The organism is Fibrobacter sp. UWB11 (assembly GCF_900143015.1).
Lineage (GTDB): Bacteria > Fibrobacterota > Fibrobacteria > Fibrobacterales > Fibrobacteraceae > Fibrobacter.
In genome coordinates, this window is record NZ_FSRT01000001.1 from 478,594 (window position 1) to 504,690 (window position 26,097).

Sequence of the window (26,097 nt, forward strand, 5' to 3'; positions counted from 1 at the left end):
TTATTTTTGATACTACCCATGCCGATAGATATCTGAAAAGCGAGGTCCTTATGCTTTCGATTCCGTCTTATTGGTATTTTATCCCGGTTGCAGCCCTTGTTGCTCTGGGAATGGCCCTGTTCTTCTATCGCTTTATGAAGCGTGCCCCTGAGGGCAATGAGAAGATGAAGGAAATCGCCCATTATGTGCGAGTGGGGGCTTACGCTTACCTCAAAAAGCAATACCGGACGATATCGGTGGTGTTTATTGTTCTTTTCGTTATTTTTGTCGTTTTGGCGATTCTTAGAATCCAGAACCCATTTGTGCCAATTGCGTTTTTGACCGGCGGCTTTTTCAGTGGACTTTGCGGCTTTTTGGGCATGAAGACTGCAACGTATGCCAGTTCACGAACGGCAAATGGAGCTATTTCGAGTTTGAATCGCGGGTTGGTCATCGCTTTTAGAAGTGGTGCTGTGATGGGGCTTGTCGTGGTGGGCTTTGGTCTTTTGGACATCTCGGCCTGGTTCTTCTTGCTCAATTACATTTACGATAACAATGTTTGGGGATTTGGTGCCGATATTGCGTCTAAACTATCGCTTGGCGCTTGGAATGTGAATTTGGTCGGTAACGCCGAATGGGCTCATGCAAAAATGGTCGAAATTACGACGACCATGCTTACTTTTGGCATGGGTGCTTCGTTACAGGCGCTGTTTGCACGCGTGGGTGGCGGTATCTATACAAAGGCGGCTGATGTCGGTGCAGACCTTGTGGGTAAAGTCGAGGCGGGGATTCCTGAAGACGATCCGCGTAATCCGGCGACAATTGCAGATAATGTTGGCGACAACGTAGGCGATGTGGCTGGCATGGGTGCAGACCTTTATGAATCCTATTGCGGTTCCATTCTTTCGACCGCGGCACTCGGGGCGGCACTCCCGATGGGCGGACTGAAACTAGTGATTGCACCGATGGTGGTTGCTGCAATTGGAATTGTTCTTTCTATCGTGGGTATCTTTGCAGTGCGTACGCGCGAAGACGCTTCGACAAAGTCGTTGTTGCGTTCGCTCTTGACGGGAACGCTAGGCTCGTCGGTGCTTATTCTTATGGCGCTCCTAGTGCTTGTTAAAATGGATTTTATTTCGATGGGAATATTTGGATCCGTGCTCTCGGGTCTTGCGGCGGGGATTCTCATTGGGCAGTTTACCGAGTATTTTACATCTGATGCTTATGCGCCTACGCGCGGAATAGCAAACCAGGCGAGGCTTGGTGCTGCAACGACGATTATTGATGGAATTTCGGTTGGCATGTTTTCGACGGGACTTCCGGTGGTAACTATCGTGATTGGAATTGTTAGCGCGTTTGGTTGTGCTGGCGGTTTCAGCGATATGGCTATGGGGCTTTATGGTGTTGGCTTTGCTGCAGTGGGTATGCTAAGTACGCTTGGCATAACGCTTGCGACAGATGCTTTTGGGCCGATTGCCGATAATGCGGGTGGAAACGCCGAGATGGCGGGGCTTGCTCCCGAAGTGCGCGAACGCACCGATGAACTGGATATGCTCGGAAATACGACCGCTGCGACAGGCAAGGGCTTTGCCATTGGTTCTGCGGCTCTTACGGCAATGGCGCTTTTGGCATCGTATGTCGAAGAAGTGAAGTTTTGGCTTGGGCATTTGGCATCTTCTGCGGAAGGAATTTGGAAGGTGGGAACGGTTGTTTTTGCGAACAGCGTAAATGATCTTGCGAATGCTGTTTCAGGAGTGGCTGGTGTAAGGTTCCTTGATGGGGGTACTCGAGCCATTGCAGAAAATGGTGACCTTATCGGTATGGTTGCAAGTAAAGTAAACTATGCAGACTTTATGCAAATTTATAACTTGAATTTGATGAACCCGATGCTTTTGGGTGGGCTGTTTATCGGTGCAATGATGACGTTTGTGTTCTGTGCTTTGACTATCAAGGCTGTGGGACGTGCCGCAAGTGCTATGGTTGAAGAAGTGCGCCGCCAGTTCCGCGAAATTCCTGGAATCATGTTTGGAACGGGGAAACCGGATTATGCCCGTTGTGTTGAAATCTCGACGATGGGGGCACAACATGAGATGGTGCTTCCGTCGATTCTAGCTGTTGTCGTGCCTGTGATTGTTGGGCTTACGATGGGTGTTGCAGGTGTGTTTGGACTTTTGGCCGGTGGTCTTGCATGTGGCTTTGCGCTTGCGACAATGCTCAATAATGCTGGTGGCGCCTGGGATAATGCTAAAAAGTTTGTCGAAAAAGGCAATTATGGTGGTAAGGGGTCTGATACGCACAAGTCTGCCGTTGTGGGCGATACCGTAGGCGATCCGTTCAAGGATACTGCTGGTCCTTCGCTTAACATTCTCATTAAACTCATGACCATGGTGAGCGTCGTATTTGCTGGCGTTATCGTTGGATTTGGAAATATGTTTTAGCTTGGAATAACGAGCTAATTACTATATTCTCTCACAAGAGGTATTATCATGAAAGTTTTAGTGACGGGTGTTGGTGGCCAGTTAGGTCACGATGTAATGAATGAACTTGCAAAGCGTGGTTATGAAGGTGTCGGTAGTGATATTGCTCCTGCTTATTCTGGAGTTGCCGATGGAAGTGCTGTTACGACTATGCCGTATGTGTCGATGGATATTACGAATGCTGCCGCCGTTGCTGAAACCATCAAGAGCGTGAATCCGGATGTGATTGTTCACTGTGCCGCTTGGACTGCAGTGGACTTGGCTGAAGATGAAGACAAAAAGGCGAAGGTCTTTGCGATTAACGCCGAAGGTACCGAAAATATTGCTCTTGTCGCTAAAGAAATTGATGCGAAGATGGTCTACATCAGCACGGACTATGTGTTTAACGGTCGTGGTACTGCGCCGTGGAAACCGGATTGTAAGGATTACGAACCGCTCAACGTCTATGGTGAATCCAAGCTCAAGGGTGAACTTGCTGTAAGTGGAATTCTCGAAAAGTATTTCATTGTGCGTATCGCTTGGGTGTTCGGTCTCAATGGCAAGAACTTCATTAAGACGATGTTGAATGTGGGGCAGTCGCACGATACGGTCCGCGTCGTTTACGATCAGATTGGTACGCCGACTTACACGCTCGATTTGAGCCGCCTCCTCGTCGATATGGTCGAAACGGACAAGTACGGTTACTATCACGCTACGAATGAAGGCGGGTTCATCAGCTGGTACGAATTCACCAAGGAAATCTACAAGCAGGCTGGGCTCCCGACAAAAGTGTTGCCGGTGACAACTGCAGAATACGGACTTTCAAAAGCCGCACGTCCGTTCAATAGCCGTTTGGATAAGAGCAAACTTGTGGAAGCTGGCTTTAAGCCGCTCCCCACATGGCAAGATGCGCTTGGCCGTTACCTCAAGGAAATCGGCGTGATCGCTTAAGACTTAAGAAAATCTTTCGTACAAGGCGTCTCGTTCCACTGGAACGAGGCCTTCTTTTTTGATGAGGTCTTGCATGCGTTCCGGGCTCATGCCAACGGGGACTGTGGCGCCTGCGGCATGCGTAATCTTCTCTTCGATAATTGTGCCGTCCAAATCCGATGCACCGGCGTGTAGCGCCTTCATGGCGGTCTCGATTCCCATTTGAATCCAGTAAGCCTTGATGTGCGGGAAATTGTCTAAGAACAAACGAGAAACGGCGACTGTGCGCAAGATGTCTTCTTCACTTGTGATGTTTGGGACAATCTGGTGAAGCGCGTTGTGTTCCGGATGGTACACGAGCGGAATGAACGCAAAGAATCCCGGCGCCTCGTCTTGCAAGTCGCGGAGCATCTTCATGTGTGCGATGCGGTCTTCAATTTTTTCGATGTGCCCGAAAAGCATTGTCGCATTCGTCGGAATGCCGAGCTTGTGCGCTGCACGATGAACATCGAGCCATTCTTCGCCAGTCTCTTTGCCTGGACAAATCTTGTCGCGTACACTTTGTACTAAAATTTCGGCACCGCCACCCGGGAGCGCATCGAGGCCTGCATCCTTGAGCGTTGCCATAATCTGCTCGGGCGTCTGGCCAGAAATCTTTGCAAAGTGGCAAATTTCAACGGCGGTAAAAGCCTTCAGATTTGCAGACGGAAATTCCTTGCGGAGCTTGCGCAACATTTCGATGTAGTAATCGAATGGATGGTCGGGATGGAGTCCGCCAACAATGTGCAATTCACGGGCGCCTTTACTAATCGCTTCGGCGGCCTTGTCGCGGATGGTTTCGTAATTCCAGTCGTAAGCGGTCGGGCTATCTTTTTTGATGCGGCTAAAAGCGCAGAATTTGCAGTGTAGCACGCACACGTTCGTGTAGTTGATTTGGCGGTTGTTCACCCAGTAAACGGACTTGCCGTGGCGCGCTTCCTTTTCGGCATTGGCGCGTGCGCAAAGTTCATCGAGCGGTGCGTTCAAAAATAAATCGAGAGCTTCTTGTTCTGAAATGCGAGACATGTTGCAAATATAAAAAAGAAAAGACCTAGAGTGAATCTAGGTCTTTTTAGTAGCGGGGGCAGGACTTGAACGCTGCGACCTTCGGGTTATGAGCCCGACGAGCTACCAACTGCTCCACCCCGCGTCGAGGTTGTCCCATATATAGAAAATATTAATGAATTTGGCAAGAGTAAAGAGCGGTGCAAAAGGCAGAATAAGTTTTTTTTATGCTTTTTCCGCCATTTTTGCTCGATTTCTTGCTATACGAATTTTTTCAAAATGTGCTTGCTGGCGTAGAAATAATCAATTCCGCTGATGAGTGTAATGGCCGTTATGATACTCATCACAATAATGGGGAACTGATGCCAAATGCTTTCAAATCCAGGAATCAAAGCACGTACAGGTTCGATTGCTCCAAGGAGAATTGCGACAATGCCAATACCTTGCAATGCAGTTTTCCATTTGCCACTGCGGCGTGCCGGCATAATGAGACCTTCACTTGCGGCGAGTGTTCGGAGTGTTTCCACGCTCGATTCACGGAAGTAAATCAAGGCAACCATCCAAACAGAAGCGTAACCCGTTGCGATAAAGCACATGAAAATTGTCATGTTCGAAATCTTGTCGCTGAATGGATCGAGGTACTTGCCGAGCGTGCTCACTTCACCCATCGAGCGGGCGAGCTTGCCATCCAAAAAGTCCGTGAGCATAAATCCAAGCACCATCACAAGCGCAAGAACTTTAAAGACGATGTTGTTGTTACTGTAATCCAAATCGTTATCGTAGAAGAACACCCAAAGGAAAAATGGCGTGAGCACAATGCGGCTCATGGTGAGCTGGCTTGCAATTGAAAGTGGCTTGCGGTGTGCAGGGTCGCGGTAATACCAATAGGCGTAAGCAGCGGTGGAGGCTGCGATGAGCAATATGGAAACGACCATCATAATTTGTTGGAAATTTTCCAAGTTCAACAAATACACGCCCATCGTAATTGTGACAGAGAGATTTGCGAGCTTGCTCCAACGTCGTTTGCGGGGGAGTTGCTTACCCTCGCGTAACACACCAAGCGAGAACAGCGTGTGCGCTATAAGTCGAGCGAGCAAAACAGCGCAACCAACGCCCAAGATTTTTTCGGCACTTTCGTTTTGAATCAAGTCGCGAACAAAAATGCTAGTCATCACGATAAACTGTAAAAAACCGTCAATCGTGTTAAGCCAAAGTCTGTAATAGGGCTTTTCAATCTCCTGACTCTTGAGCTGGAATAGGTTCACCCATCCCATGATTAGTGCTATACCTACGAAAGAACACGCCATCGTAGTCCAACCTTCCCAAATGAAGATTATGACGCAGACAAACACGAGTGCGCGCAAGACACTCCATACGCGCGTGCGTAAACGAACATCAGACGTATTTTCTTGTTCTGTCATAGGTTATTCTCCAACAACTGCTTGGCGTGGGTACGGACTGTTTCCGACGAACCACCTAACATTCTAGCAATTTCTTCAATGCGACCGTTCTTGTCAAGATCAATAATGGACGTAAAAGTCCTTCCGTCAATCTCTTTCTTGCTTACGGCAAGCTGGTTTTGAGCTCGACTAGCCACCTGGTGCAGGTGGGTAATGGTAAGCACCTGGTGGTGCTTACCCAAGTTCCGCAAGGCTTCTCCAATGCTGTTGCCCGTTTCTCCCGAGATTCCAGAGTCCACTTCGTCGAATATCAATAGCGGAACTTTGTCGAGCTCGGCCATGACACTCTTGATGGCGAGCAGCACTCGGCTAAGTTCACCGCCAGAGACTGCTTTCTGCAAAGATTTTTCGCCTTCGCCCGGGTTCGGGGCGAGCAAAAATTCAATGCGGTCTGCACCGTTTGCGGTGGGAGCCTGTTCAGTAATGCTCGTAAAGAATTTTGCCTTGGGCATGCCGAGGCTGTGCAAAATTTCTTGCACGGCCGAGTCAAAGCGCAGGGCCGCTTCGCGGCGTTTTTCGGTGAGAATGCCAGCGAGGCGGCAAGTTTCTGCTTTGTGCGCATCGGCCTTACGTTTGAGTTCTTCAAGGTCAGCGTCAAGATTTTCGAGGCTGTCGAGTTCTTGCTTGCGCTGTTCCGTAAGCGCGATAAGCCCGGCAACATCGGTGCGATACTTGCGCTTGAGTTTTTGAATCGTTGCAATTCGAGAATTGGCCCGGTCGATTTCGACGGGGCTCATGGACTTTGCCGGGCGGAGTCTCTGCAAGTCCTTGCAAATTCCCTCGAACGGGTCTGCCACTTCGACGAGTGCATTCAAATCTTCTTCGTAATGCGGAATCTTTTGTGCGAGGGAACGCAACTTGTACTGAAGGTTCTGGACCTGTTCGAGAATGCCGTTATCGCAACCAATGAGCGCTTGGATTTCGTTCAACAGATTGTGTTCTGCTTCACTCTTGCTTGCAACGTTGACCTTTTCTTCAAGTTCTTCTTCTTCGCCATCGCGAAGCGCTGCCTTTGAAAGCTCATCGTACTGGAACTTCAAAAAGTCTTTTTGCTGGGCGAGATCTTTGGCTCGATTTTCTGTTTGCTGAATTTCGGCAAGGACGTTGTTCCAAGCGTTGTAACTCTTGGTGTAGTTTATTAGTAATTCGCTGTTGCCCGCATATTCGTCGAGCATCTTGGCGTGCGTGCGGATGTCGCGCAATAAAAGCTGTTCGCTTTGCCCATGCATCTGGATGAGCGATTCACCGAGTTCCTGCAAGTCCGAGAGGCTTACAACGGAACCGTTCACGCGGGCACGTCCTTTCCCGTTTTCTAGAATTTCACGGCGGATAATGAGCTCATCATCGTCATCGAGTTCGAGCTTTGCTAGAATTTGTTTGACTTCGGGTTCATTCTTGATGTCGAACGTTCCTTCGACAACAGCTTTTTCTTCGCCCGTGCGCACCATGGATGCTTGCGATTTGTCTCCGCAGACCATGCGGAGTGCTTTCATAAGGACGGACTTGCCTGCACCAGTTTCACCGGTAATAGCAGTAAATCCCTCGTGGAAAGGGACTTCTGCCTCCGCTATCAATGTGAAACCATTAATTGTCAGTTGCTTTAACATGATTATTTCTAGTTATTAGTCATTAGTTATTAGTTGCTAGTTGCTAGTTGCTGCTATTGACTACTGACTAATGACCATTGACTAATTCCTATTTTTCAAACTCTATAATACTTCTGTAAATCGGGCGGCCTTCTTTGCGGTACTTGCGTTCGAATCCTGTCGTAATTCCTTCGGTGGGTTCTGCCGTATTGCGGACAAGCACCTTGCAAGTCGGGTAGGCATCGAATGTTTCAAGAGCGATTTCGTTGTATTCCTTGTGGTCGGTGCCCCAGTAGAAAATGCGTTTGCCCGGCTTAAGGCAACGGGCGACTTCATCGAGAAAGTCGGGGCGCAACAAACGGTTCTTGTGGTGGCGTTCCTTTGGCCACGGATCCGGGAAATACATGTGGAATGCATCGACTGTGTTGTCCTTCACGGCGTCACGCAAGAAGTAGAACACGTCACCGCGCAACATGGCAGCATTGCCTTGAGCAACGATACCGCGCTTTTCCATACGTTCGTGAGCGAAGGCAGCCCAAGTGTAATCCCATTCACTACCCATGATAAAGTAGTCCGGATGTCTCTCGGCATAGTCCGTCATGAAGTTGCCCTTGCCACTTCCAATTTCAACTTCGATATGACCGTTTTCGTTCGGGAACATATCTTTCCAGTTGAAGTCGAGCTTGTGCGGTAATCCGTCCGGCGTCTTGATCGGCTTGCGGTCGCCATTCGTGCGGAATATGTAATGCCACAGCGCCTTCATTTGCGGATCTTGGTTCAAGTCGCGATAAAACTCCGGAATTACAACTTCCTTAGGAGCCTTTTCTTCTTCGTTCAATACTTCGTTGTTGTTTTCGTCTGCCATGATTCTTTCCTATAAAACTTTACTGGATCCTTCGTCCCTGCGGTCCTCAGGATGACGCTGTCCGCGCATTTCGCTCACTCTCGTCTTTGAACATTCGCTTCGCTTATGTCCCAAATGCTAGGCTCGGTCATATCCATGCAAGCATGTCTGCGACTCTCGCTTTATGCATTTGTCGTCTGTAGGCGCTTGCGCCGTTCTCTCGTCTAAATAAACGCTACAATTCTCTCCTTGAATTTTTCCGGGATGCTCTTGTCAAGCATTTCGCGAATATGCCTTTCGGAATACTTCATCGAAAAGTGGCTCAAGATTATTTTTTCACACTTGATTTCATCGTCGAGTTCGTTGAGTGCGTTGACGATATCTTTCAAGTGGCTATGCCCTTTTTTCTTGCTCATCGCTTCTTCGCCATCGTCGAGGAAGGTGCATTCCGTAATCAGCACCTTCGACTGGAAAACGCGACTGTTGTCGAGCAAACTTTCGCCAAGGCAATCGCCCATAAAGCTCACGAGCGGTTCGTAAACTTCGCGCGTGATTTCGACTCCGTTCTTGCGGAGCTCGATGATTTCTGTAGCGCTTTTCCCGAGGTATTCTTCCTTGAGTTTTTTCTTGTAGAAATACAGCGTAGCACCCATGGTCGGGATAGAATGTTTGACTTCGAATGCTTCGATTGCGAGGTCCTTGCGGTAGCGCAAAAATTGCAATTCGCCTGCGGTGACAGGTTCAATTTCCGGATAGCGGAATTTTGTTTCTCCGACACCTTCGAACAAAGCTTCGGCCTTGATCCATGTTTTTGCGTTTTCGCTGATAAAATCCGGCATGTAATAAACGCTGTCGCGTTCGACTCCCATCATTTTTCGCAGGCTGTGGTGACGCATCAAGCAACGGGCGTGGTCGCCATGAGCGTGCGTCAGGAATACGTGGTCGAGGGGAATCGCCGAAAGCGGACATTCGCCCATGTCGATGCAAAAATCCAGTTCAGGAATTTGAATATATGTAGCCAGTCCGGAAATTGAGAATCCGGATATGGGCGAGCAGGGCGTATCGACGTGGATTTGCCTTAGAGCGTTGTGTATGTACTTATTTTCGTTCACTTTTTTACCGCCCGATAATTTAGCAAAAAAGCAAATCAAAAAATTGACACTTTTCTGTCATGCCCGTCGCGGAACGGACATCTCCCTCTCGAAAAAAAAGCAGCTCGGTGAGAGCTGCTCTTTGAATAATAAAGTTTGTTACTTACCCGAAGTGATTCTGTCGAATTCGGTGCAGGACATGGTTTCGATGTTCACACCCATTGCCCTGCTGCGGGTCCTGTCGTTACCCTTTCTTTCGGGGATACGGAAACAGAAGTCATACTTGTGGCCTTTTTCGGTCGGAATGCCCATCTTGAAAATGCGGAGGCGTTCGGAACCGGGCTTTGTAATTTCGTGGTAGTCGTAAGTGTTCTTGACGCGTTCGAGGCGCTTTTCCTGGCTAAATTCAAGCTCGCTTGTGATTGGGCCTTCGAGATTAATCGGGAGCGAGTTCTGGAAGCGGAGCTCGAGCTTTCCGTTAGTCTTCACGATAGAAGTTTCGGAAGGCTTAATCAGGTAGCGCTGTTGAGGAATGTTCTTATAAGCAATATTGTGTCTGCTTGCCGTGCGCACTCCGCAAACCTCGCGCATGTCAGGGTTTGCGACAAAGTCGATATCGCGACAGATTGGTGGAAGGTCGGTAGGTATTTCGAGGTCTTCACCTTTTTGGGAAGATCCTCCACAGCCGGCCAGGAGTGAAATCGCAAGGATGCAAGATGACAACAAATATTTTTTATTCATGTCATCAAATATAAGATTATTATACATCAATGAGAATTTTTTTTTGAAAATCGATAAAAAAGGTGATTTTTTCTGCGCAAACATAAAGTTTTGTAAAGAAATGTTAACTTTTAAATGCCGTAGAAGGCTTTTACCCTTTGGAGTTTGAAAAAATATTCTATCTTTGGCGTGGAAAAAATGAGATTGGTGTAAAATGAAAATCTACAGCTGGAATGTCAACGGTATTCGTTCCGTCCTGAAAAAAGGCTTTGAAGATTGGTTCACTGCGACCGATCCCGATGTACTTTGTCTTCAGGAAGTCCGGGCCGAAAAAAGCCAGGTTTCCGAAATTGTAAACCGCGAAGGCTATTATACTTACTGGAATGCTTGCAAACGCAAGAAGGGGTATAGTGGTGTAGCTGTTTATTCCAAGATTGAACCCGATGCCGTCAATTATGGCTTTGACATCGAAGAATTTGATGAAGAAGGCCGCGTGCTCCAGCTGGTGTTCCCGGACTGGGTTCTCAATAGTATTTACTTCCCGAATGGCGGACAGGGTGATGACCGCCTGGACTATAAGCTCCGTTTTTACGATGCCTTCCTTGAAAACAGCAAGCAATGGTTGCGCGATGGCAAGCATGTGGTGACCGTAGGTGACTACAATACTTGCCACAAGGAAATCGATATCGCTCGCCCTAAAGAAAACGAGAACGTGAGCGGATTCTTGCCGATTGAACGTGCTTGGATGGACAAGTATGTGGAAGATGGCTTTGTCGACACGTTCCGCAAATTGCACCCCGATACACGTGATGCCTATTCTTGGTGGTCGAACCGCTTTGGCGCTCGTGAACGCAATGTGGGGTGGCGTTTGGACTATGGCTTTGTTGATGCTGCCTTGATGCCGAACGTGGTCAGTGCTGAAATCCATAACACTGTAATGGGTTCGGACCATTGCCCGATTTCTTTGGAACTGGAACCGCCGTTTGCTCCGCTCCCGATAAAGAAATCTGAAGAAATTTAAAATAAAAATACGATTTTCTGTTATTTTTATGCCGAAGTCCTGCGAGTCAGGACTTTTTTGTTGTTTGTGAAATTTAAAACATATTAAACTAACAAAAAGTTGAAAATTGTATGTAAAAAACTTGTTTTTAAAAATAATTTATGCTATATTGCCCTTAAATTCTAATAAGGAGATGATAATATGTTCAAAAAAATTATTCTTGCTGCAGCCCTCGTCGTTAGCGCAGCTTTCGCTCAATCCCCGGTCAATGTTGGTGGTCGCGCCGCTGTTGATATGGGTACCTTGTGGGGTGATAAGAACGATGCTGAATGGGGTGTAGGCTTTAATGCTGGCATCAATGCAAAAATCGGCATTAATGAAATGTTGGCTTTTGTTCCGGGTTTGGAAATTGATCTTCGCAGAATTACGGGTGAACAGACTGGTTACGATGGCTATCGTTCTGTAACGGTTGATGAAACTCTTACCATGTGGTATTTGGACATCCCGATGGTGCTTCGTATCAATGCTAATCCGCAGTTCTTTATTGACGCCGGTCTCTATTTGGGCTTCAACCTGAGCGCTGAAGCAAAGTTGGAAGCCGCAGGCGAATCTGTGACTCAGGATATCGGCGAAACGATGGAAACGCTTGACATCGGCCTTATCGCTGGCGTTGGCTACAATGTTATGCCGAACCTCGACGTGAACTTCCGCCTTGCTCTTGGCCTTACTGAAATGGGCAAGAATGGCAAGGGCAGCAAGAATATGCGCTTGCAGCTCGGTGCAACCTACTGGTTCATGTAATCTTTAGATTCTTGAAAAAAGCTCACGCTGAAAAGTGTGAGCTTTTTTTATAAGAACTCAATATATTTATAAAAAAGGAGATGAATATGTTCAAGAAAATTATTCTTGCAGCTCTTGTTGTAACGAGTGCTGTGTTTGCACAATCAAAGTCCCCCATAGATGTAAAGGTTGGCGCCCGTGCCGCATTTAACTATGGTACCGCTTGGGGTGAAAATTCTGATACGTTTGGCTTGGAATGGGGCCCCGGTTTTACTGGAGGTGTCGATGCCAAGTTTGCTGTTTCTCCGAATCTTTCTATCGTTGCGGGCTTGGAATTTGATTATCGCATGCTGGATTGGAATTTTGGAAAACTTGCTTCTGCTTATGAAAATGAATTGTCTAGTTCTGGTATGAGTTCATCGCAACGTGAACTTATTTCAGAAGTAAAATTCTCGTTTGGTATGGGTTATTTAAATATTCCTGTTTTGGCTCGCTATAATCCAGTACCCCAGTTCTTTATTGATGCTGGTGCCTATGTTGGATTTAACGTAAGTTCTTCTATAGAAGTTTCTTACAAAGGTCTGAGCAGGTCTATGGATACTCCCAAACAAATGCAAGAGGATATTGATTATGGTATCGTCGCCGGACTTGGTTATTCTATAATGCCTAAATTCGATGTGTTTTTCCGTTATACAATGGGCTTTGCCAAAATGGTTGATGTTACCAAAATTGCATCTTTGAGTGGCGAAGACGTTGATTATAGCGATGCTCCGAATGTTGGCTGCAAGAACATGCGTTTCCAGATTGGCGCTACGCTCTGGTTCAACTAAAACAAGTTTGAATGTATAAATAAACCCACACTTGATTGAGTGTGGGCTTTTTTTTGTATGTAATTTTTTTATTGGTTCTTCACGATCATCCAGGCTTCGTCATAAAGCTTTTCGGATTCGCCCAAATCGGTGAGAAATACCATGCGGTTGATTTCTTGCTTGTTGGGGTTGATTACTCGATTGTTCTTGAATTTTTCGTCGATGATTTCGAGGCTTGCCTTGTTGGGGGTTGCAAAGTTCATCGATGTTGCAAGTTCTGCACCGATTTTTGCATCCAAGATGTAGTTCATGAAGGCATAGGCACCTTCGACATTCGAAGCTTTTGAACTTAATAGCATGGCGTCGACCCACATGAAAGAACCTTCTTTGGGAATCACGAATTGTAGCGTGGAATCTTCGTTGATTGCCGTTTGTGCTTCGCCGTTAAAGACGATTGCGGCTCCGTTTATGCGTGAAAGAACTTTGTCGGTTCCTTCGACGGAGTTTTCGAAGCCGGCAAAGTGGTTGTCTTTCTTGGCCTGTATGATGTATTCTACGGCTTTGTTGATTTCGGATTGCTTCGTGGTGTTTGCGTTGTTGCCTGTGGCGAGGAGTGCCATACTGAGCATGGAACGGCTTTCGTCGAGCAGGCTAAAACTGCCTTTGGAAATTTGTTCGTTAAAGAGCATGGAATAGCTTACGCTATCCGGGTGGACTTTCTCACCGCGAAAGAGAATGCCTGTGGTTCCCCAAAGGTAGGGAAGGCTATAGGAATTTGTGGGGTCGTAGCTTTGACTTTGAAATTGCGGATCGACGTTTATGCGATTAGGAATTTTATCAGTGTCCAGTTTCGCGACAAGTTTTAGTTGGATCATCTGCTGGATGACAACGTCCGATGCAATGATGACGTCGTATTTGCCGGAGTCCGCGGTAATGAGCTTTGCAAGCATTTCTTCCTGGGCTTCGTAGAGCTCCAGTTTCACTTTATAACCTGTCTTTTTCTTGAAATCATCTAGCAATTTTGGAGTGATGTATTCGCTATAAAGCATCACGGTAATCGTCTTGGATGCTGCGTAATCCCCCTGCTTTTGTAAGCAGGCCGTTATCGCAAAAGCTGCGAAAATTGCAAGAACTAGAACAACCCTTTTCAATTTTTATCCCTTAACCCTGGAAAATTCCATATATAAAACATAAATAATATTCTTTGTATTGTTCGGAATTTTTTTCAGATATAAAAAAGAACCCGACATTCTTGTCGGGTTCATGCGTAAAATACTTGTTAGAAGTTGTAGAAGAGTGCTGCGCTAAGTCCGTACGGTTCGCCAAGGTCGTTCTTTGTGAATCGACTGCCTGAGCCAAGTTCGGCGCTGATATCCAAGGTCAGTTCGTCAGTCAAGTCAATCTTGAATCCAAGTGCAAAAATAAAACCGTTATCGCCGCCTACATCGCTACATTGATAACCGGAGCAGCCGCTGGAGTTTTCTTCACCGATGTATATGCGGAGTTCGCTATAAATGATAAAATGGTTCAGCAATATTTGAAGTTCGGTACCGAAGAAAATATATTGATTTGTCCATGGATCACCCAGCATGTAGCCGATGTACTTAGCCCATGTAACGTGTGTGAAAAGGTTAGAATGTTGCAAACCAAAATCGACTGCAAAATTGTCGTCCCCTAAATCGCTGCTTGCAGGCAAGAAACCGTCGATGAAGGCGCTGAAGCCTTTTGAAATTTGGAAACGTACCCCGAGTTGAGAGTTCATAAGGCCGCTTTCATCTAAATCGCCTTCTTTTGTTTCTAAGGTGTAAAATCCGAAAGGCACGATGGCAGAAAGTTCAAGCCAGCTAAGTACAGAATAACGAACTCCTGCGGCGATTTGTACGCCCGACAACGGATCTTGTGATGTATAGCCCAATTTACCTGCGACCTGGCCAGAACCTTCCTTGAGTATTGGTACGTTATCCCAGGCTGCAAAAGACATTGTTGCAAATAATGCAAAGCAAGTAATGAGTTTTTTGAACATGTCGTCCTTCTTTTGTTGGTTCAAACTAAAATATACAAAATAAAAGAAAGCCTCGCAATATCATGCGAGGCCCTTGAACTCTTGTAACTACAAGTTAATAAGACTAACTATGCAAGTATTCGATAATCGCATCGTGAATCGTGGTGAACACGCTGCGGAGTTCGTCTTCGTCTTCTTCCAAGAGCGTCACGCGGAAACCCTTGAGATCTGTGCAGAAACTTGTACTCGGCACGACGCAGATTCCCTTTGCGCCCAAGAGGTAGTACACAAAGCGGTAGTCAAGATTTGTTGTCTTGCTGCACCATTCTTCGACTTTCTTCTTGATAATCGGATTGTCAATCTTGAGCGTCTGGTGGTTGTTCAGCGTACCTTCGCGGAAGATGATTGTGTTATAGAATGCGCCGTAAGTTGGGTTGAAATACAGCTCTGGAATGTCGGAGAGAATTTCATTGATGATGGCGCTTCTGCGTCCAATCTTTTCGTTGAGCGCATCGCGGTGTTCCTTGAAACGCGGATCGCCAAGCACGCGCGGAATTGTCATCTGCGGGAGTGTGGTCGAGCAAACTTCCACCATCTTTGCGTTGTCGAGAGCGCGGCAGAATGCGTCGAACTGTTCGTCCTTGTCGCGGTTGTAGTATTCAGCCCAGCCGCAGCGTGCGCCCGGCCACGGGTATTCCTTAGAAATGCCCTTGAGCGCAATACCCGGGACATCGCCGATGTATTCGGCGAGCGCGTAAGCGTGGGCGCCGTTGTAGACGATCTTGTTGTAGATTTCGTCGCAGATGATGAACAGGTTGTAGCGCTTGGCGATATCGACCATCTTCTGGAGAATTTCAAGCGGGTAGACCATACCGGTCGGATTGTCCGGGTTCAAAATCAAGATGCCTGCAATGCTCGGATTGTACTTCACCTTGTTTTCGAGTTCTTCCAAGTCCGGGTACCAGTGGTTTTCCGGCTGCAAGCGGTAAGTAATCGGCGAAGTGTGAGCGTGAGCGGCTTCGGCAGAGCTGTGCGTGGAATAAGCCGGTGCAGGTCCGATAATGCGGGTGGTCATCGACAAAAGACCGTAAATCGTGGCGATGGCGTCACCGAGGCCGTTGAAGAATAGAATGTCGTCGACGTTAATCTGGGCACCGCCGAGCTTGTTGTTTTCCTTCACCAAGAATTCGCGGGTTTCGAGCATGCCCTTGGAAGGGCAATAACCGTAACTGCGGTTTGTCTTGACCAAATCAACGACAATGTCCTTGATCCATTCTGGAATCTGGCACTTCTTTTCAATCGGGTCACCGATGTTTTCCCAGTGAATGGGGAGGCCAAGCGCCTTGAGCTGATTTGCCTTTTTCACAATTTCACGGATTTCGTAAGAAAGTTCCTTGGCACCTTCGCTCAATAATCTTCTACGCATTTTAGACTCCTATAAAAGTATCGAAAATTCACAATTTTACTGCGTAATTATAGAATAATATTTTCGTGAATTTTCGGGTTTCCTTTTGTTTATGGTTAAAGTTTAGGGGAAATTTTTTAGAAAAAAATAAGGCAGCCTTTTACGGGGCTGCCCTTGAAACTTTTGATCTGAGTTTTTCGCGTTAAGCTTTACAGATTTTGGTTTCTTTGGACAGCCCCACAATAGCTCGGGCTGCTGCCGGGCTTGCTGCGATTGCTGCTTTCGCTGCGATGTTCTGTCCAAAGATTTTATTCATGTGTCAAAATATAGCTCAACAAAAGATATGTGTCAAGATAGAACGATTAGGTCAAAGAATCTCCTAGAATCTTCTTCGATGTCCCGGAAAACGCTCATAGTAACGATTCTTGTCTTCGTACATGAGTGTGTCTGCTTCGTGCAATGCCTTACGGATTTTGCCTCCGTTTTCATCGTAGCTTAAGCCGATGGCAAAACTGATATGTCCCGGAATCATGGAATCCTGGCGGATTTTTTCGACCTTGGCCTCAAGTTCCTCTTTAGGCTGATCAATTGCAATAACGAGGAATTCGTCACCACCGGCACGGTAACATTCGCTGTCTTTAAAGGTTGTTCTTAAAACTTGTGCAGCTTGTTTTAAAAGATTGTCACCGGCATCGTGACCTTGATTGTCGTTGACCGGCTTGAGCCCGTTCAAGTCAGCAAAAATAACGGCTAGGGATTTATATGAAATCTCTCCGTTCACGAACTGCGAAATTCTGTTGTTCATGGAATTGCGGTTCAAAAGACCTGTCAAAAGGTCCTGGTTGCTGAGAATTTCGAGCCTGTTCAAAAGCTGGTAATTTGCAATTTCGGATGCGACAAAGAATGCCGAAAGCTCAAGCGTTTCTCTGATGTAGACCGTATTGGATGTGTCAAAGTTTGTGACCCAAATAAATCCAATGTTGGTTCCGGAATACTGTAGTGGCAAAAGAACGAGGGATTCGACATTTGCATTGACGAGTGAATTGTACCAAGTAAGGTCTGCTTGGTGGATCAGTTCAAGGTCTGCATCATTTTTTATCATCAGGCAGAGACTTCCATCAAGGAACTTTAACCATGTTTTGGCGTATTCGGTAAAGTTTTGGTCTTTATATTCTCGAATAGAATGTTGATTTGAACCAGCTTTTACAGAATCGCTAAATACCGACCATGTGTTTTCGTTGAAGTCTGTGAGCAATACGCAGCAGTAGCTAGCATCGCAAATCTTGCGGATATCCTCGATAACTTCGTCCATGGTTTCTTGCAGATTTTTTGCTCCACGGAGTTTAATGCAGGTCTGCAATACAGTAGATGATGTTTTTGCCGAAATGTTCGACATAGCATCAAGGTCTTCTTCGAACGTTATTTCTTGAGAATATGTGCAATACGCCTTGTTCGGGTCTTTGATGTCTAAGGGCATCATTATCAAGTTGATGCTAAAATTATAGCGCTCTGGACGAATGTAGGCGTGAACGGGCTTTTTCTTGATGGCACATTCATAGCATAAATTTTCAAAATACAATTCCTTCTTCATGTAGCGTTCATAACTGCTACCGGGAACAAATTTTTGCTTGAAAACGACATTGCCGTCTTCATCAACTTTTTCCATGGAACGGATGTACAAGTCATTACCGACCTCGATGCGGATGGTGCCGATTTTATCATCGTTGCGTTTTTCGACCGATAGGATGCTTGTCATCGTATGGAACCTGTTGACAATATCTTGTAGATTCATCAGTTCCTCCGTCTATTATCTTTTTTTTAGTTCCGGATGCATGGCGTAGAATTGTTTTTTGTCTTCGTACATTTGAACGTCAGCTTCTTGCATCGCTTTTCGAATACTGCCGCCCTCTTCGTTATAGTAAAAACCCAATGAAAAACTCACGTTGTTCAAGTCCATGGATTTTTCATGGATTTTTTTGACCTTAGCTTCGATTATGTCTTTAGGCTGGTCTGTGATGATTACCAAAAATTCATCTCCGCCTGCACGGTACACTTCTCCTTCCGTAAATGTTTCGGTCAAAATGCAAGATGCTTTTTTCAACAGTTGGTCACCAGCATCATGCCCTTGAATATCGTTGACGGGCTTGAGTCCATTGAGGTCAGCGAATATAACAGCCAATGATTTGTATGTAATCTCTCCGTTCACGAACTGCGAAATCCTGTTGTTCATGGAATTGCGGTTCAAAAGACCTGTCAGCAAATCCGTGTTGCTGAGCTCTTCAAGCTTGTTCACTAACTGGTAGTTTGCAATTTCCGAAGCTATAAAGAACGTCGAAGTTTCGAGAATTTCTTTTATTTGTAGTGCTTTGGATGTGTCGAAATTGGCAACCCAGAAAAAGCCTATGATTCTGTTATTCGCTTCAATCGGTAACAAAATAAGGCTGTCAACATCATGCTGTTGAAGAGATGCGTACCATTTTGGATTCCGTTTTTTGACGATTTCAAAATCGTCTTCGTTCTCTAGCATTAAACAGTTGCTATTGGCGAGAATATCAATCCATGTTTTGGCAAAATCGATAAAATCATGGGTCAGGTCTTCTCTAAGAGAGCGTTGGTTTGAACTATTTTTAACCGAGTCGCTAAATACGGAACAAGTATGCTCGCTAAAGTCGGTTAGCAAAATGCAACAGTAGCTTGCGTTACAGATTTCACGAATGTCTTTAATGACTTCATCCATGGTCTTTTGCAGATTTTGTGCACCACGGAGCTTAATACATGTCTTGAGGACCGTCGATGATGTTTCTGCAGAAAGCTTAGACATGGCATCGTAGTCCACCTCGGGCGAAATACATTGTGAGTAAGAACAATATGCCTTTTTCGGGTCGTCAATATTCAGGGGCAGCATGACTAGGTTGATACAAAAGTCGAAGTGCTCCGGGCGGATGTAGGCATGAATAGGTTCTTTTTTGATGGCGCACTGGTAGCAGAAGTGTTCGAAGTTCAGTTCCTTCTTCATGTACCGTTCGTAACTGGAACCGGGTTTAAAGGGCTCGTTTGTTATGGCATACCCATCACGAACGGCTTGTTCTGTTGCTTCAATGAACGGTTTGTTGGCTACTTCATAAAGAATGCGACCAAGTCTACCGTCTTCTCGCTTTTCGACTGAAACAACACAAGTCATTGTGTTAAAGGAATCCACAAACTTTTGCAAGTCCATATTTAACGCTTCCTGTTTTCTGGATATTTTTCATAAAAGCGCTTTTTATCTTCGTACATGCGGGCGTCTGCTTCTCGCATGGCTACACGGATATCGCCTTGTTTGTCGTCGTAATAAAATCCAATTGCAAAACTGACGGGCTCTGGGGCTTCGGCCTTTTTACGCAAAGCTTCGATTTGAGCCTCGATAGTTTCTTTGGACGTGTTTGTGGAAATGACCACGAATTCGTCGCCACCGGCACGATAAATTTCACAATCTGCGAAACAGTCCATCAAAGCTTTTGCTGCGTTTTTCAGAAGGGTGTCGCCTGCATTATGGCCATCACCATCATTTACGGTCTTGAGACCGTTCAAGTCTGCAAAAACAATTCCGTATGTATCTGGTTTACGTTCACGACCGCTTACAACCTTGAGGACGCGGTTGTTCATGGCGTTACGATTCTTGACGCCTGTCAAAAGGTCTGTGGAACTCAACATTTCGAGCTTCTGTAACAATTGATAGTTTACAATTTCAGAAGCGATAAAAAATGTTGTCAGTTCAAGGGTTTCCTTGATGTGGTCCGTATTCTTGGTGTCGAAGTTTGTTGCCCAGATAAAGCCTATTGTTTCGTTATTGTACTGGAGCGGGAACAGCACTATGCTGCGGATGTCTGCTTCTTGCATGGATTTGTACCAACGAGGATTGCGTACCTTGATGGTATCCATATCGTTTTCGTCTTTAATGATAAGACAGTTGCTCCCGCCGATTGTATCAACCCATGTTTTGACTAGATCTATAAACGAATCGTTCAGGTAATCTAAAAGAGAATGGTGACCTATGTCTGGAGCGGTACTTTCGCTCAATAGCGAACAAGTGTTTTCCTTAAAATTAGTCAGCATGATGCAGCAGAAATTTGAACCGCAAATATTACGAATGTCACTAATGACTTCGTCCATTGTCTTTAGAAAATCTTTGGTGCTGCGGAGCTTGATACATGTTTTTAGAACGTCTGAAGTAGTTTTTGCCGAAAGATTGGCCATTTGTTCTGCACTAGCTTCGCTCGAAAGCTCTTGCGTGTAGGTGCAGTAGCATTTGTTGGGGTCATCGAAATCAAGAGGCAGACTGAATATGTTGAACCATACATCGAACCGGTCAGGGTGGATGTAGGCGTGCATAGGCTTTTTATTGACTGCACTGTTGAAAATGAAATGCTCGAAGTTCAGGTCTTTGGGAATATATGTGGTGTATTCCTGACCGGGCACGAACTTTTTGCCGAAGGGCATGTCAATCGGAATGTCGTTGTTTTTTTCATAAGTCGCAACATACGCCTTATTACCGACTTCTATGCGCATTTTGCCATAGCTCCCGTCGGCATTTTTTTCAACAGACATGATACAGGTCATCGAATCAAACTGGTCTACATATTCCTGTAAATCCATATTAACTCCTTCTTTGGCCTAAAAGCCTTTATAAAAATAATATGAATCGTGGAAATTGGGAGTTTGTAAAATCACTTTTTTTATAATTTGGGCTCAAAATTGGGTGATTTTCCTCACTTTTTCGCAGTTTTTTTATATTCATCGCTAATGATTCACGATACGATTTTTGACCCGATTCGCAAAAAAGAGGTTCCTGCGACCCCCGAAGAGCATGTTCGGCAGGCGACAGTGCGCTATTTGCTCGATGTGGTGAAGGTGCCAGAACACTTGATTGCGGTGGAATTCCCGCTTTCGTCGGTAGATGCTAAGACGGCGGATCGGGCGGATATTGTGGTGCACAATTTTAGGGCGGGGGCGCCTCTCTCAAAGCCGTGGCTTTTGGTGGAGTGCAAGGCTCCGGGCGAATACACGTGGCCCGTGCTGCAACAGCAACTGAACAAGTATTTGCAGATTTTGACGCCGAACTACGTGATGCTTGCACTAGGTGATGCGGTGCGCTATTTTGAGCTAGATCCTGTGACGCGCCGGTTCAAGAAAATCGAAAGTTTGCCGGTGTTTGGCTAGGGACTGTGCGGAGCTTGTCATCCTGAGCGGAGTGCGCAGCACGAAGTCGAAGGATCTAGTTATTGTACAACAGACAAAACATCCCCGTCGGCGAGTCGTGTCTTGATGGTGTCGCCGCTCTTGAGCTGGCTTGCCTTGCGGATAAATTTCCCATTTTCATCTAGTGTGAGCGAGTAGCCCTTGGCAAGTGTCGTCTTGGGATCTGCGTTTTTGACTTTCTCGGTTACGAGCTCGAATTGCGATTTTGCAAGGTCGAGAATTTTGCGGGACCCCTGCTTTAAACCTTCGTGGTTGCGGTCGAGGCGCTCGTGCTCAGACTTTATGTAAAAAGCGGTGTCCTTTTTGATGGATGCTGCTATGAGCACATGTTTCGATTTCTCGTTTTGGATGAGCCCGAAAACTTTTTGCTGGAGCTGGTTCCCCATCGTGCCGAGTTGCTTGTTGCTTTCGGTGAGAAGGTCGCGGGCGCCATCGGCAATGTTTGCCATTGCATCGGTTATGCGGTTCCAACTATCAGTGACGTGTTCTACGAGACGCTTGGCGCAGTCTGTGGGCGTGATGCATGAGAGGTAAGCGACTTCGTCCAAAAGGCAACGGTCGATTTCGTGGCCGATTCCCGTAAAGACGGGGGTGGGGTAGTTTGCTACTGCTCGGCAAAGCGCTTCGCTATCAAAGAAGTTCAAGTCTGTCTTGGCGCCGCCGCCGCGCACAATGCAGACAACATCTAAATTGGGGTCGCTTTGAAGTTGGTCCAGGGCGGCGATAATACTCCCTTCGGTTTCGTTCCCTTGCATCCGCGCATAGACCGTCGTGACTTCGAATGCAAATGGCGAAGCTTCAAGTCGCGTGGTGAAATCCTTGTACGCCGCCGTATTTTCGCCGGTGATAAGCCCCACGCGGAGCGGAACGTCGGCAAGTTCTAACTGCTTGTTCTTTTCGAGCAAGCCTTCCATCGCAAGGCGCTTCAAAATGGCGCTCTTCGTCAGTGCAAGTTCGCCAATCGTGTAAACCGGGTCGATGTCCAAGATTTGCGCTTGCAGCTTTCCGTACGGGATGTACAGTTCCGCACGCACGAGGAAATTGACCTTCAAGTCGTGCTTGAGTGTAAACGGCTGCGAAAGGCTGGAAATTTTTGCGAGAATCGCATCGTATTTGGCTGTGTAGCAATAAAGGGCAAGCGTTGCTTTCGGTTTCACGTCGCCATCGGCGAAGTCTGCAATGCTCAGGTAAACGCCCGACGGCTTTTCCGCAATTTGCGAAATCACCCCATGCACCCAAACCGCAGGTGTTGCCTCCACGGTGTTCTTGAGCGAACGCATGTACTGCGTGACCGAAAATGTACGAACTTCTTGATCCATTTGATTTTAATTGAGATGTCGTTTACGTTGTCATCCTGAGTGAAGAACCGTTGGGTTCGAAGTCGAAGGAACTAGAACGCATGAAATTGACGTTAATTATAATAATAATTAAATTGCTTAGTACAAAAAGGACTCCCCGTGTCGAAAGTAGTTTCTGCAATGGATATGCGTCAGAATTTTGGGACGCTCTTGAACCAGGTCGCTATCAAGGACGAAGAAATTGTCATTGAACGCGCTGGCAAGCCTTTGGCACGCCTCGTGAGCATGAATTCCGCCACAAGCGGCAAACTTGACTTTCGCGATATCGGAAAACTCCCGAACGACATCTGGAACGAACTTTAGTTTGTATTTATTTGCTGAAGGCTGTAAAAAAATCTTAACGAAAAACGCCCCCGATTAAATCGGGGGCGAAATTTTTGTCATTCTCCGTTAGGAGAATCCATAGTTCTCAGCTTGCTTAATTCGTGAATCCGGCAAAGATGTTGTTGCTCAAGAACGGCAGGAATCCGAGAACGATCACGGCTGCGCTCAAGAGAATGATAACTTCGCGTTGACGCTTGGTGAGGCGGAGCGGAGTGAGGTGGCCGTCCGGATCATCGACCCAGGCAGCTTTGATGAGCTGCAAGTAGTAGAAGAGCGCAATGACGTTGTTCAAGACGGCGAATGCGACGAGCGCGTAATGGCCTGTCGAAGCTCCGCTGAAGAACAGGTGGAATTTGCCAAAGAAGCCGGCGAGAGGCGGGATGCCTGCCAAGCTGAACATCGAAATCGCAAGGGCAATGGCGAGGCTCGGGTTCTGTTTTGAAAGTCCACGGAGCGATTGGAACGTTTCTTCGCGATGATGCCCGATGATGCCGAACACGAAGAATGCAAGGTAGTTCGAAACGGCATAGACAAAGAGGTAATAGATGATTGCCGTCTTTGCGGTTGTTGCAGGGCCAAGCAAGGCGACCATGATGTAGCCTGCCTGAGCGATAGAGCTGTAAGCCATGAAACGGCGGAGGCGGCTCTGCTTTAAAGCACCGAGGTTACCGACAAAGAGCGTGACGCCAGCGAGGAGAGCGATGAGCGGAGCAATCTTGTCTTGAATCGGAGCGAGCGGGCCGTAAACGAGCACGACGAGGAACGCAATGGCGGTTGCCTTCGATGTCACGGAAAGCACGGCGGTTACCGGCGTCGGAGCGCCTTCGTAAACGTCCGGAGCCCAGGTGTAGAACGGGAACAGCGTTAGCTTGAATCCGATTCCGCAGAAGAGGAACAGCACGGCAATCCACAAGAGCGGGCTAGAACCGCTTGCAACAGCGGCCTGGATTTCGTTGAAGTGGAGGCTTCCGGAGAAACCGTAGAGGTAGCTGAAGCCAAACAGTTCAAATGCTGTGGCGACAGATCCCATCAAGATGTACTTGGTAGCGGCTTCAGAGCCGTATTGGTCGCGCTTGTTCCAGGCGGCGAGTGCGTACATCGGGATGGTCGCAATTTCGAGGCCGAGGAAGAACGTGAGCAAGTCGCAAGCGCTCACGACCGTGAATCCACCGAACGTTGCAAATGCGATGGCACCGATGAATTCGGCAATCTGGTGCATGGGCGGTTTCTTGTCGGCGCCATGTTCAAAGTAGTCCTTGGAAAGCCACATGCCAAGCAGAGCACTCACTATGAGCACTTCGCGCATGAGCACGCCGAAGTCGTCCACTTTCCAGTTGCAGATAAATAATCTTCCGTTGCCACTCGCGAGCGGGATGAAGTTCAGCAAGAAGAAAATGGCGATAAAGCCGATGTTCGCCATGCGCCAAGGGACTTTGGATTGTGTAGTCACGAAAAGGCGTATCCCAATCACGACGAATGGGAAAATCAGCAGCAAAACGTCAGGTAGAATGAAGTTTGGAATTGCAAAATTTGTCATAATTAAACCTACTATAAACCTGCCGATGAAATCTTTTCAAAGATAGGTGCTATGCTCTGGTCCAGAAGTTCCGAAATCCAGCCGGGGCAAACACCGATAAACAATAAGCAGGCAACGAGAACGACGATGACCAACTTTTCGCGGAAGCATCCATCGGTGAGGCCTTCGTACTTTTGCGGGAGCGGGCCGTGAAGCATACGGTTCGCGGTTTGCAGAATGTAGACGGCAGTCGTTGTGATGGAGAGAATGGCGAGAATAGTCACGATGCGTGTGAGCGTAGAATCTTGCTGGAATGCGCCAATGAAGATGGTGCTTTCGGCAATGAATCCGCTAAAGCCCGGGAGACCAAGTCCTGCGAAACCGGCAAGTACAAAGCCTACGCCGAGGAACGGCATCTTGCGCATGATACCGCCCATTTCCGTGATGTCACGGGTGTGGGTGCGTTCGTAAATCATGCCGATAGTCGCGAAGAAGAGTCCGGTCAAGAATCCGTGAGAAATCATCTGGAGGCTAGCGCCACGAAGTCCAATCGGTGTGAGGGCTGCAAGTCCGAGGAAGATGAGGCCCAAGTGGCTGATGGAGCTGTAAGCGGTGATATACTTGAGGTCCTTGTGGCGGATGGCAATAAACGGGCCGAGAACCACGTTAAAGATGAGGAGCGCTACAACGTACGGGAGCCAAATCTTGGCGGCTTCGGGCATGAGGAACATGGCAACGCGCAAGCATCCGTAGGCACCCATTTTCATCATCACACCGGCAGCGAGCATCGAAACTGCAGTCGGTGCGGCGGAGTGACCGTCCGGGCTCCAGAAGTGGAACGGGAAGAGCGAACTCGAAACGGCGAATCCCATGAACATGAGCGGGAATGCCCACATCTGGAAATCCATCGGGAGTGTCGTCTTTGCAATTTCAATGAGGTTCCAGCTGGTAGCGCCACTTTCGAAGTAAAGTCCGAAGAGCGTTGCAAGAATCATCGAAGAGCCAAACGCAAGCGTCAACGTGAGCTTTTTACCACCGTAGTCGCGTTTGCCACTGCCGTAGCAGGCAATCATGAGGTACATGCAAAGTGCTTCCATTTCGTAGAACACGAAGAAAAGCACCAAGTCAAAGCTCATGTATACGCCGTAAACGCTTGTTGCTAAAAGCTGGATAAGCGCAAAGAAAATCTTCTGATTCCCTTTGATCTTGAGGCTTACAAGCACGCCTGCCCAGACGATAAATGCCGTGAGTGCAAGCAACAGCATGTTGAGACCGTCAGCGCCAACAATGTAGTGGGCGTTGAACATCGAAAGCCACGGGATGTCCGTGAAGAATCGGAGCGCAAGCGGTGCGGCTGCCGGATCCGTCGGAGTTCCCGAGAGGGCGTAGATGGCGTAAGTCAAGTAGCAGACAATTGCAAGGACAATTGTTGCCGACGTGACGTGGATGGTTCGGAGCGTCTTTTCGTACGTGGCGGGGATCAGTACGCAGGCGAGAACTGTTAAGAGGGGGATGACCCAAATGGAGTTAAAAAGTATTGTATTCATGGGTGCGC

Annotated in this window: 22 protein-coding genes and 1 tRNA gene; 7 read left to right on the forward strand and 16 right to left on the reverse strand. The window is 47.2% G+C overall.

Annotation, left to right across the window (positions count from 1 at the left end; translation table 11 throughout):
* Positions 1–50 precede the first annotated feature (50 nt).
* Together BUQ91_RS02200 and rfbD are read left to right on the forward strand one after the other, a co-directional pair.
* Entirely contained in the window at positions 51–2,417 is a 2,367-nt protein-coding gene (locus tag BUQ91_RS02200) for a sodium-translocating pyrophosphatase (protein WP_074207988.1), read from the forward strand.
* A gap of 48 nt (positions 2,418–2,465) precedes the next feature.
* Positions 2,466–3,386, forward strand: coding sequence for a dTDP-4-dehydrorhamnose reductase (gene rfbD / locus BUQ91_RS02205; RefSeq protein ID WP_074207989.1), 921 nt, complete (start codon positions 2,466–2,468; stop codon positions 3,384–3,386).
* A 3-nt stretch (positions 3,387–3,389) separates the two neighbouring features.
* Here the strand turns inward: rfbD and mqnE are convergent, their stop codons facing one another.
* The 7 genes from mqnE to BUQ91_RS02240 all read right to left on the reverse strand — a co-directional run bounded on the left by mqnE (position 3,390) and on the right by BUQ91_RS02240 (position 10,131).
* Positions 3,390–4,430 (reverse strand): aminofutalosine synthase MqnE, encoded by a 1,041-nt coding sequence (gene mqnE, locus BUQ91_RS02210; protein WP_014546954.1) that lies wholly within the window; start codon positions 4,428–4,430, stop codon positions 3,390–3,392.
* 50 nt (positions 4,431–4,480) lie between these two features.
* Positions 4,481–4,554, reverse strand: a tRNA-Met gene (locus BUQ91_RS02215).
* A 115-nt stretch (positions 4,555–4,669) separates the two neighbouring features.
* Positions 4,670–5,830 carry a CDP-diacylglycerol--glycerol-3-phosphate 3-phosphatidyltransferase gene (gene pgsA / locus BUQ91_RS02220; RefSeq protein WP_074207990.1) on the reverse strand — a complete coding sequence of 387 codons (1,161 nt, stop codon included), beginning with the start codon at positions 5,828–5,830 and terminating at the stop codon, positions 4,670–4,672.
* Positions 5,827–7,476 carry a DNA repair protein RecN gene (recN, locus tag BUQ91_RS02225; protein ID WP_074207991.1) on the reverse strand — a complete coding sequence of 550 codons (1,650 nt, stop codon included), beginning with the start codon at positions 7,474–7,476 and terminating at the stop codon, positions 5,827–5,829. Before recN ends, pgsA begins: the two co-directional genes overlap by 4 nt.
* An 88-nt stretch (positions 7,477–7,564) precedes the next feature.
* On the reverse strand, positions 7,565–8,320 hold the full coding sequence (locus BUQ91_RS02230; protein ID WP_072827362.1) for a tRNA (guanine(46)-N(7))-methyltransferase TrmB: 756 nt from the start codon (positions 8,318–8,320) through the stop codon (positions 7,565–7,567).
* A gap of 203 nt (positions 8,321–8,523) precedes the next feature.
* Positions 8,524–9,411 carry an MBL fold metallo-hydrolase gene (locus BUQ91_RS02235; protein WP_074208905.1) on the reverse strand — a complete coding sequence of 296 codons (888 nt, stop codon included), beginning with the start codon at positions 9,409–9,411 and terminating at the stop codon, positions 8,524–8,526.
* Between the two features lie 138 nt (positions 9,412–9,549).
* On the reverse strand, positions 9,550–10,131 hold the full coding sequence (locus BUQ91_RS02240) for a hypothetical protein (RefSeq protein WP_254794305.1): 582 nt from the start codon (positions 10,129–10,131) through the stop codon (positions 9,550–9,552).
* A 193-nt stretch (positions 10,132–10,324) separates the two neighbouring features.
* Between BUQ91_RS02240 and BUQ91_RS02245 the strand changes: the two genes are divergently transcribed.
* The 3 genes from BUQ91_RS02245 (at position 10,325) to BUQ91_RS02255 (ending at position 12,720) form a co-directional block, all read left to right on the forward strand.
* Positions 10,325–11,131: an exodeoxyribonuclease III gene (locus tag BUQ91_RS02245; protein ID WP_072827361.1), complete on the forward strand. Its 807-nt coding sequence runs from the start codon at positions 10,325–10,327 to the stop codon at positions 11,129–11,131.
* Positions 11,132–11,311: 180 nt separating this feature from the next.
* Complete coding sequence (locus BUQ91_RS02250) at positions 11,312–11,911, forward strand: porin family protein (RefSeq protein WP_074207992.1); 600 nt, start codon at positions 11,312–11,314, stop codon at positions 11,909–11,911.
* A gap of 86 nt (positions 11,912–11,997) precedes the next feature.
* The gene (locus BUQ91_RS02255) at positions 11,998–12,720 is read left to right on the forward strand and encodes a porin family protein (RefSeq protein ID WP_072827359.1); all 723 of its coding nucleotides are present in this window, start codon (positions 11,998–12,000) and stop codon (positions 12,718–12,720) included.
* 68 nt (positions 12,721–12,788) lie between these two features.
* Here the strand turns inward: BUQ91_RS02255 and BUQ91_RS02260 are convergent, their stop codons facing one another.
* From BUQ91_RS02260 to BUQ91_RS02285, 6 genes are all read right to left on the reverse strand, one after another.
* Complete coding sequence (locus tag BUQ91_RS02260) at positions 12,789–13,850, reverse strand: polyamine ABC transporter substrate-binding protein (RefSeq protein WP_074207993.1); 1,062 nt, start codon at positions 13,848–13,850, stop codon at positions 12,789–12,791.
* 128 nt (positions 13,851–13,978) lie between these two features.
* Positions 13,979–14,722, reverse strand: a complete 744-nt coding sequence (locus tag BUQ91_RS02265; protein ID WP_072827357.1) for a hypothetical protein — start codon at positions 14,720–14,722, stop codon at positions 13,979–13,981.
* Positions 14,723–14,825: 103 nt separating this feature from the next.
* Entirely contained in the window at positions 14,826–16,127 is a 1,302-nt protein-coding gene (locus BUQ91_RS02270; RefSeq protein ID WP_074207994.1) for a pyridoxal phosphate-dependent aminotransferase, read from the reverse strand.
* A gap of 358 nt (positions 16,128–16,485) precedes the next feature.
* Complete coding sequence (locus tag BUQ91_RS02275; RefSeq protein WP_074207995.1) at positions 16,486–17,898, reverse strand: GGDEF domain-containing protein; 1,413 nt, start codon at positions 17,896–17,898, stop codon at positions 16,486–16,488.
* Between the two features lie 15 nt (positions 17,899–17,913).
* Entirely contained in the window at positions 17,914–19,323 is a 1,410-nt protein-coding gene (locus tag BUQ91_RS02280) for a GGDEF domain-containing protein (protein WP_074207996.1), read from the reverse strand.
* A gap of 2 nt (positions 19,324–19,325) precedes the next feature.
* Entirely contained in the window at positions 19,326–20,741 is a 1,416-nt protein-coding gene (locus BUQ91_RS02285) for a sensor domain-containing diguanylate cyclase (RefSeq protein ID WP_074207997.1), read from the reverse strand.
* A gap of 147 nt (positions 20,742–20,888) precedes the next feature.
* Here BUQ91_RS02285 and BUQ91_RS02290 point away from each other — a divergent pair, with 147 nt between their 5' ends.
* Positions 20,889–21,305: a type I restriction enzyme HsdR N-terminal domain-containing protein gene (locus tag BUQ91_RS02290; protein ID WP_074207998.1), complete on the forward strand. Its 417-nt coding sequence runs from the start codon at positions 20,889–20,891 to the stop codon at positions 21,303–21,305.
* A 59-nt stretch (positions 21,306–21,364) separates the two neighbouring features.
* On the opposite strand, the gene xseA is transcribed toward BUQ91_RS02290, so the two are convergent.
* A complete protein-coding gene (gene xseA / locus BUQ91_RS02295) occupies positions 21,365–22,663 on the reverse strand; it encodes an exodeoxyribonuclease VII large subunit (protein ID WP_074207999.1) in 1,299 nt (432 codons plus the stop codon).
* Positions 22,664–22,801: 138 nt separating this feature from the next.
* On the opposite strand from xseA, the gene BUQ91_RS02300 reads away from it, so the two are divergent.
* Positions 22,802–23,005 (forward strand): type II toxin-antitoxin system Phd/YefM family antitoxin, encoded by a 204-nt coding sequence (locus BUQ91_RS02300; RefSeq protein WP_014546967.1) that lies wholly within the window; start codon positions 22,802–22,804, stop codon positions 23,003–23,005.
* A gap of 115 nt (positions 23,006–23,120) precedes the next feature.
* Here BUQ91_RS02300 and BUQ91_RS02305 read toward each other — a convergent pair whose 3' ends face one another.
* Together BUQ91_RS02305 and BUQ91_RS02310 are read right to left on the reverse strand one after the other, a co-directional pair.
* Entirely contained in the window at positions 23,121–24,563 is a 1,443-nt protein-coding gene (locus BUQ91_RS02305) for an NADH-quinone oxidoreductase subunit N (RefSeq protein WP_074208000.1), read from the reverse strand.
* 11 nt (positions 24,564–24,574) lie between these two features.
* A complete protein-coding gene (locus tag BUQ91_RS02310; RefSeq protein WP_074208001.1) occupies positions 24,575–26,089 on the reverse strand; it encodes a complex I subunit 4 family protein in 1,515 nt (504 codons plus the stop codon).
* Positions 26,090–26,097: the final 8 nt, after the last annotated feature.

What these genes read in the sequence shown, in the direction of transcription:
- BUQ91_RS02265 (WP_072827357.1), bottom strand. Translation starts at nt 14,722, where the DNA reads ATGTTCAAAAAACTCATTACTTGCTTTGCATTATTTGCAACAATGTCT.
- BUQ91_RS02270 (WP_074207994.1), bottom strand. Translation starts at nt 16,127, where the DNA reads ATGCGTAGAAGATTATTGAGCGAAGGTGCCAAGGAACTTTCTTACGAA.
- BUQ91_RS02275 (WP_074207995.1), bottom strand. Translation starts at nt 17,898, where the DNA reads ATGAATCTACAAGATATTGTCAACAGGTTCCATACGATGACAAGCATC.
- BUQ91_RS02250 (WP_074207992.1), top strand. Translation starts at nt 11,312, where the DNA reads ATGTTCAAAAAAATTATTCTTGCTGCAGCCCTCGTCGTTAGCGCAGCT.
- BUQ91_RS02280 (WP_074207996.1), bottom strand. Translation starts at nt 19,323, where the DNA reads ATGGACTTGCAAAAGTTTGTGGATTCCTTTAACACAATGACTTGTGTT.
- BUQ91_RS02245 (WP_072827361.1), top strand. Translation starts at nt 10,325, where the DNA reads ATGAAAATCTACAGCTGGAATGTCAACGGTATTCGTTCCGTCCTGAAA.
- mqnE (WP_014546954.1), bottom strand. Translation starts at nt 4,430, where the DNA reads ATGTCTCGCATTTCAGAACAAGAAGCTCTCGATTTATTTTTGAACGCA.
- xseA (WP_074207999.1), bottom strand. Translation starts at nt 22,663, where the DNA reads ATGGATCAAGAAGTTCGTACATTTTCGGTCACGCAGTACATGCGTTCG.
- BUQ91_RS02200 (WP_074207988.1), top strand. Translation starts at nt 51, where the DNA reads ATGCTTTCGATTCCGTCTTATTGGTATTTTATCCCGGTTGCAGCCCTT.
- BUQ91_RS02305 (WP_074208000.1), bottom strand. Translation starts at nt 24,563, where the DNA reads ATGACAAATTTTGCAATTCCAAACTTCATTCTACCTGACGTTTTGCTG.
- BUQ91_RS02285 (WP_074207997.1), bottom strand. Translation starts at nt 20,741, where the DNA reads ATGGATTTACAGGAATATGTAGACCAGTTTGATTCGATGACCTGTATC.
- pgsA (WP_074207990.1), bottom strand. Translation starts at nt 5,830, where the DNA reads ATGACAGAACAAGAAAATACGTCTGATGTTCGTTTACGCACGCGCGTA.
- BUQ91_RS02230 (WP_072827362.1), bottom strand. Translation starts at nt 8,320, where the DNA reads ATGGCAGACGAAAACAACAACGAAGTATTGAACGAAGAAGAAAAGGCT.
- recN (WP_074207991.1), bottom strand. Translation starts at nt 7,476, where the DNA reads ATGTTAAAGCAACTGACAATTAATGGTTTCACATTGATAGCGGAGGCA.
- BUQ91_RS02240 (WP_254794305.1), bottom strand. Translation starts at nt 10,131, where the DNA reads ATGAATAAAAAATATTTGTTGTCATCTTGCATCCTTGCGATTTCACTC.
- BUQ91_RS02310 (WP_074208001.1), bottom strand. Translation starts at nt 26,089, where the DNA reads ATGAATACAATACTTTTTAACTCCATTTGGGTCATCCCCCTCTTAACA.
- BUQ91_RS02290 (WP_074207998.1), top strand. Translation starts at nt 20,889, where the DNA reads ATGATTCACGATACGATTTTTGACCCGATTCGCAAAAAAGAGGTTCCT.
- BUQ91_RS02255 (WP_072827359.1), top strand. Translation starts at nt 11,998, where the DNA reads ATGTTCAAGAAAATTATTCTTGCAGCTCTTGTTGTAACGAGTGCTGTG.
- rfbD (WP_074207989.1), top strand. Translation starts at nt 2,466, where the DNA reads ATGAAAGTTTTAGTGACGGGTGTTGGTGGCCAGTTAGGTCACGATGTA.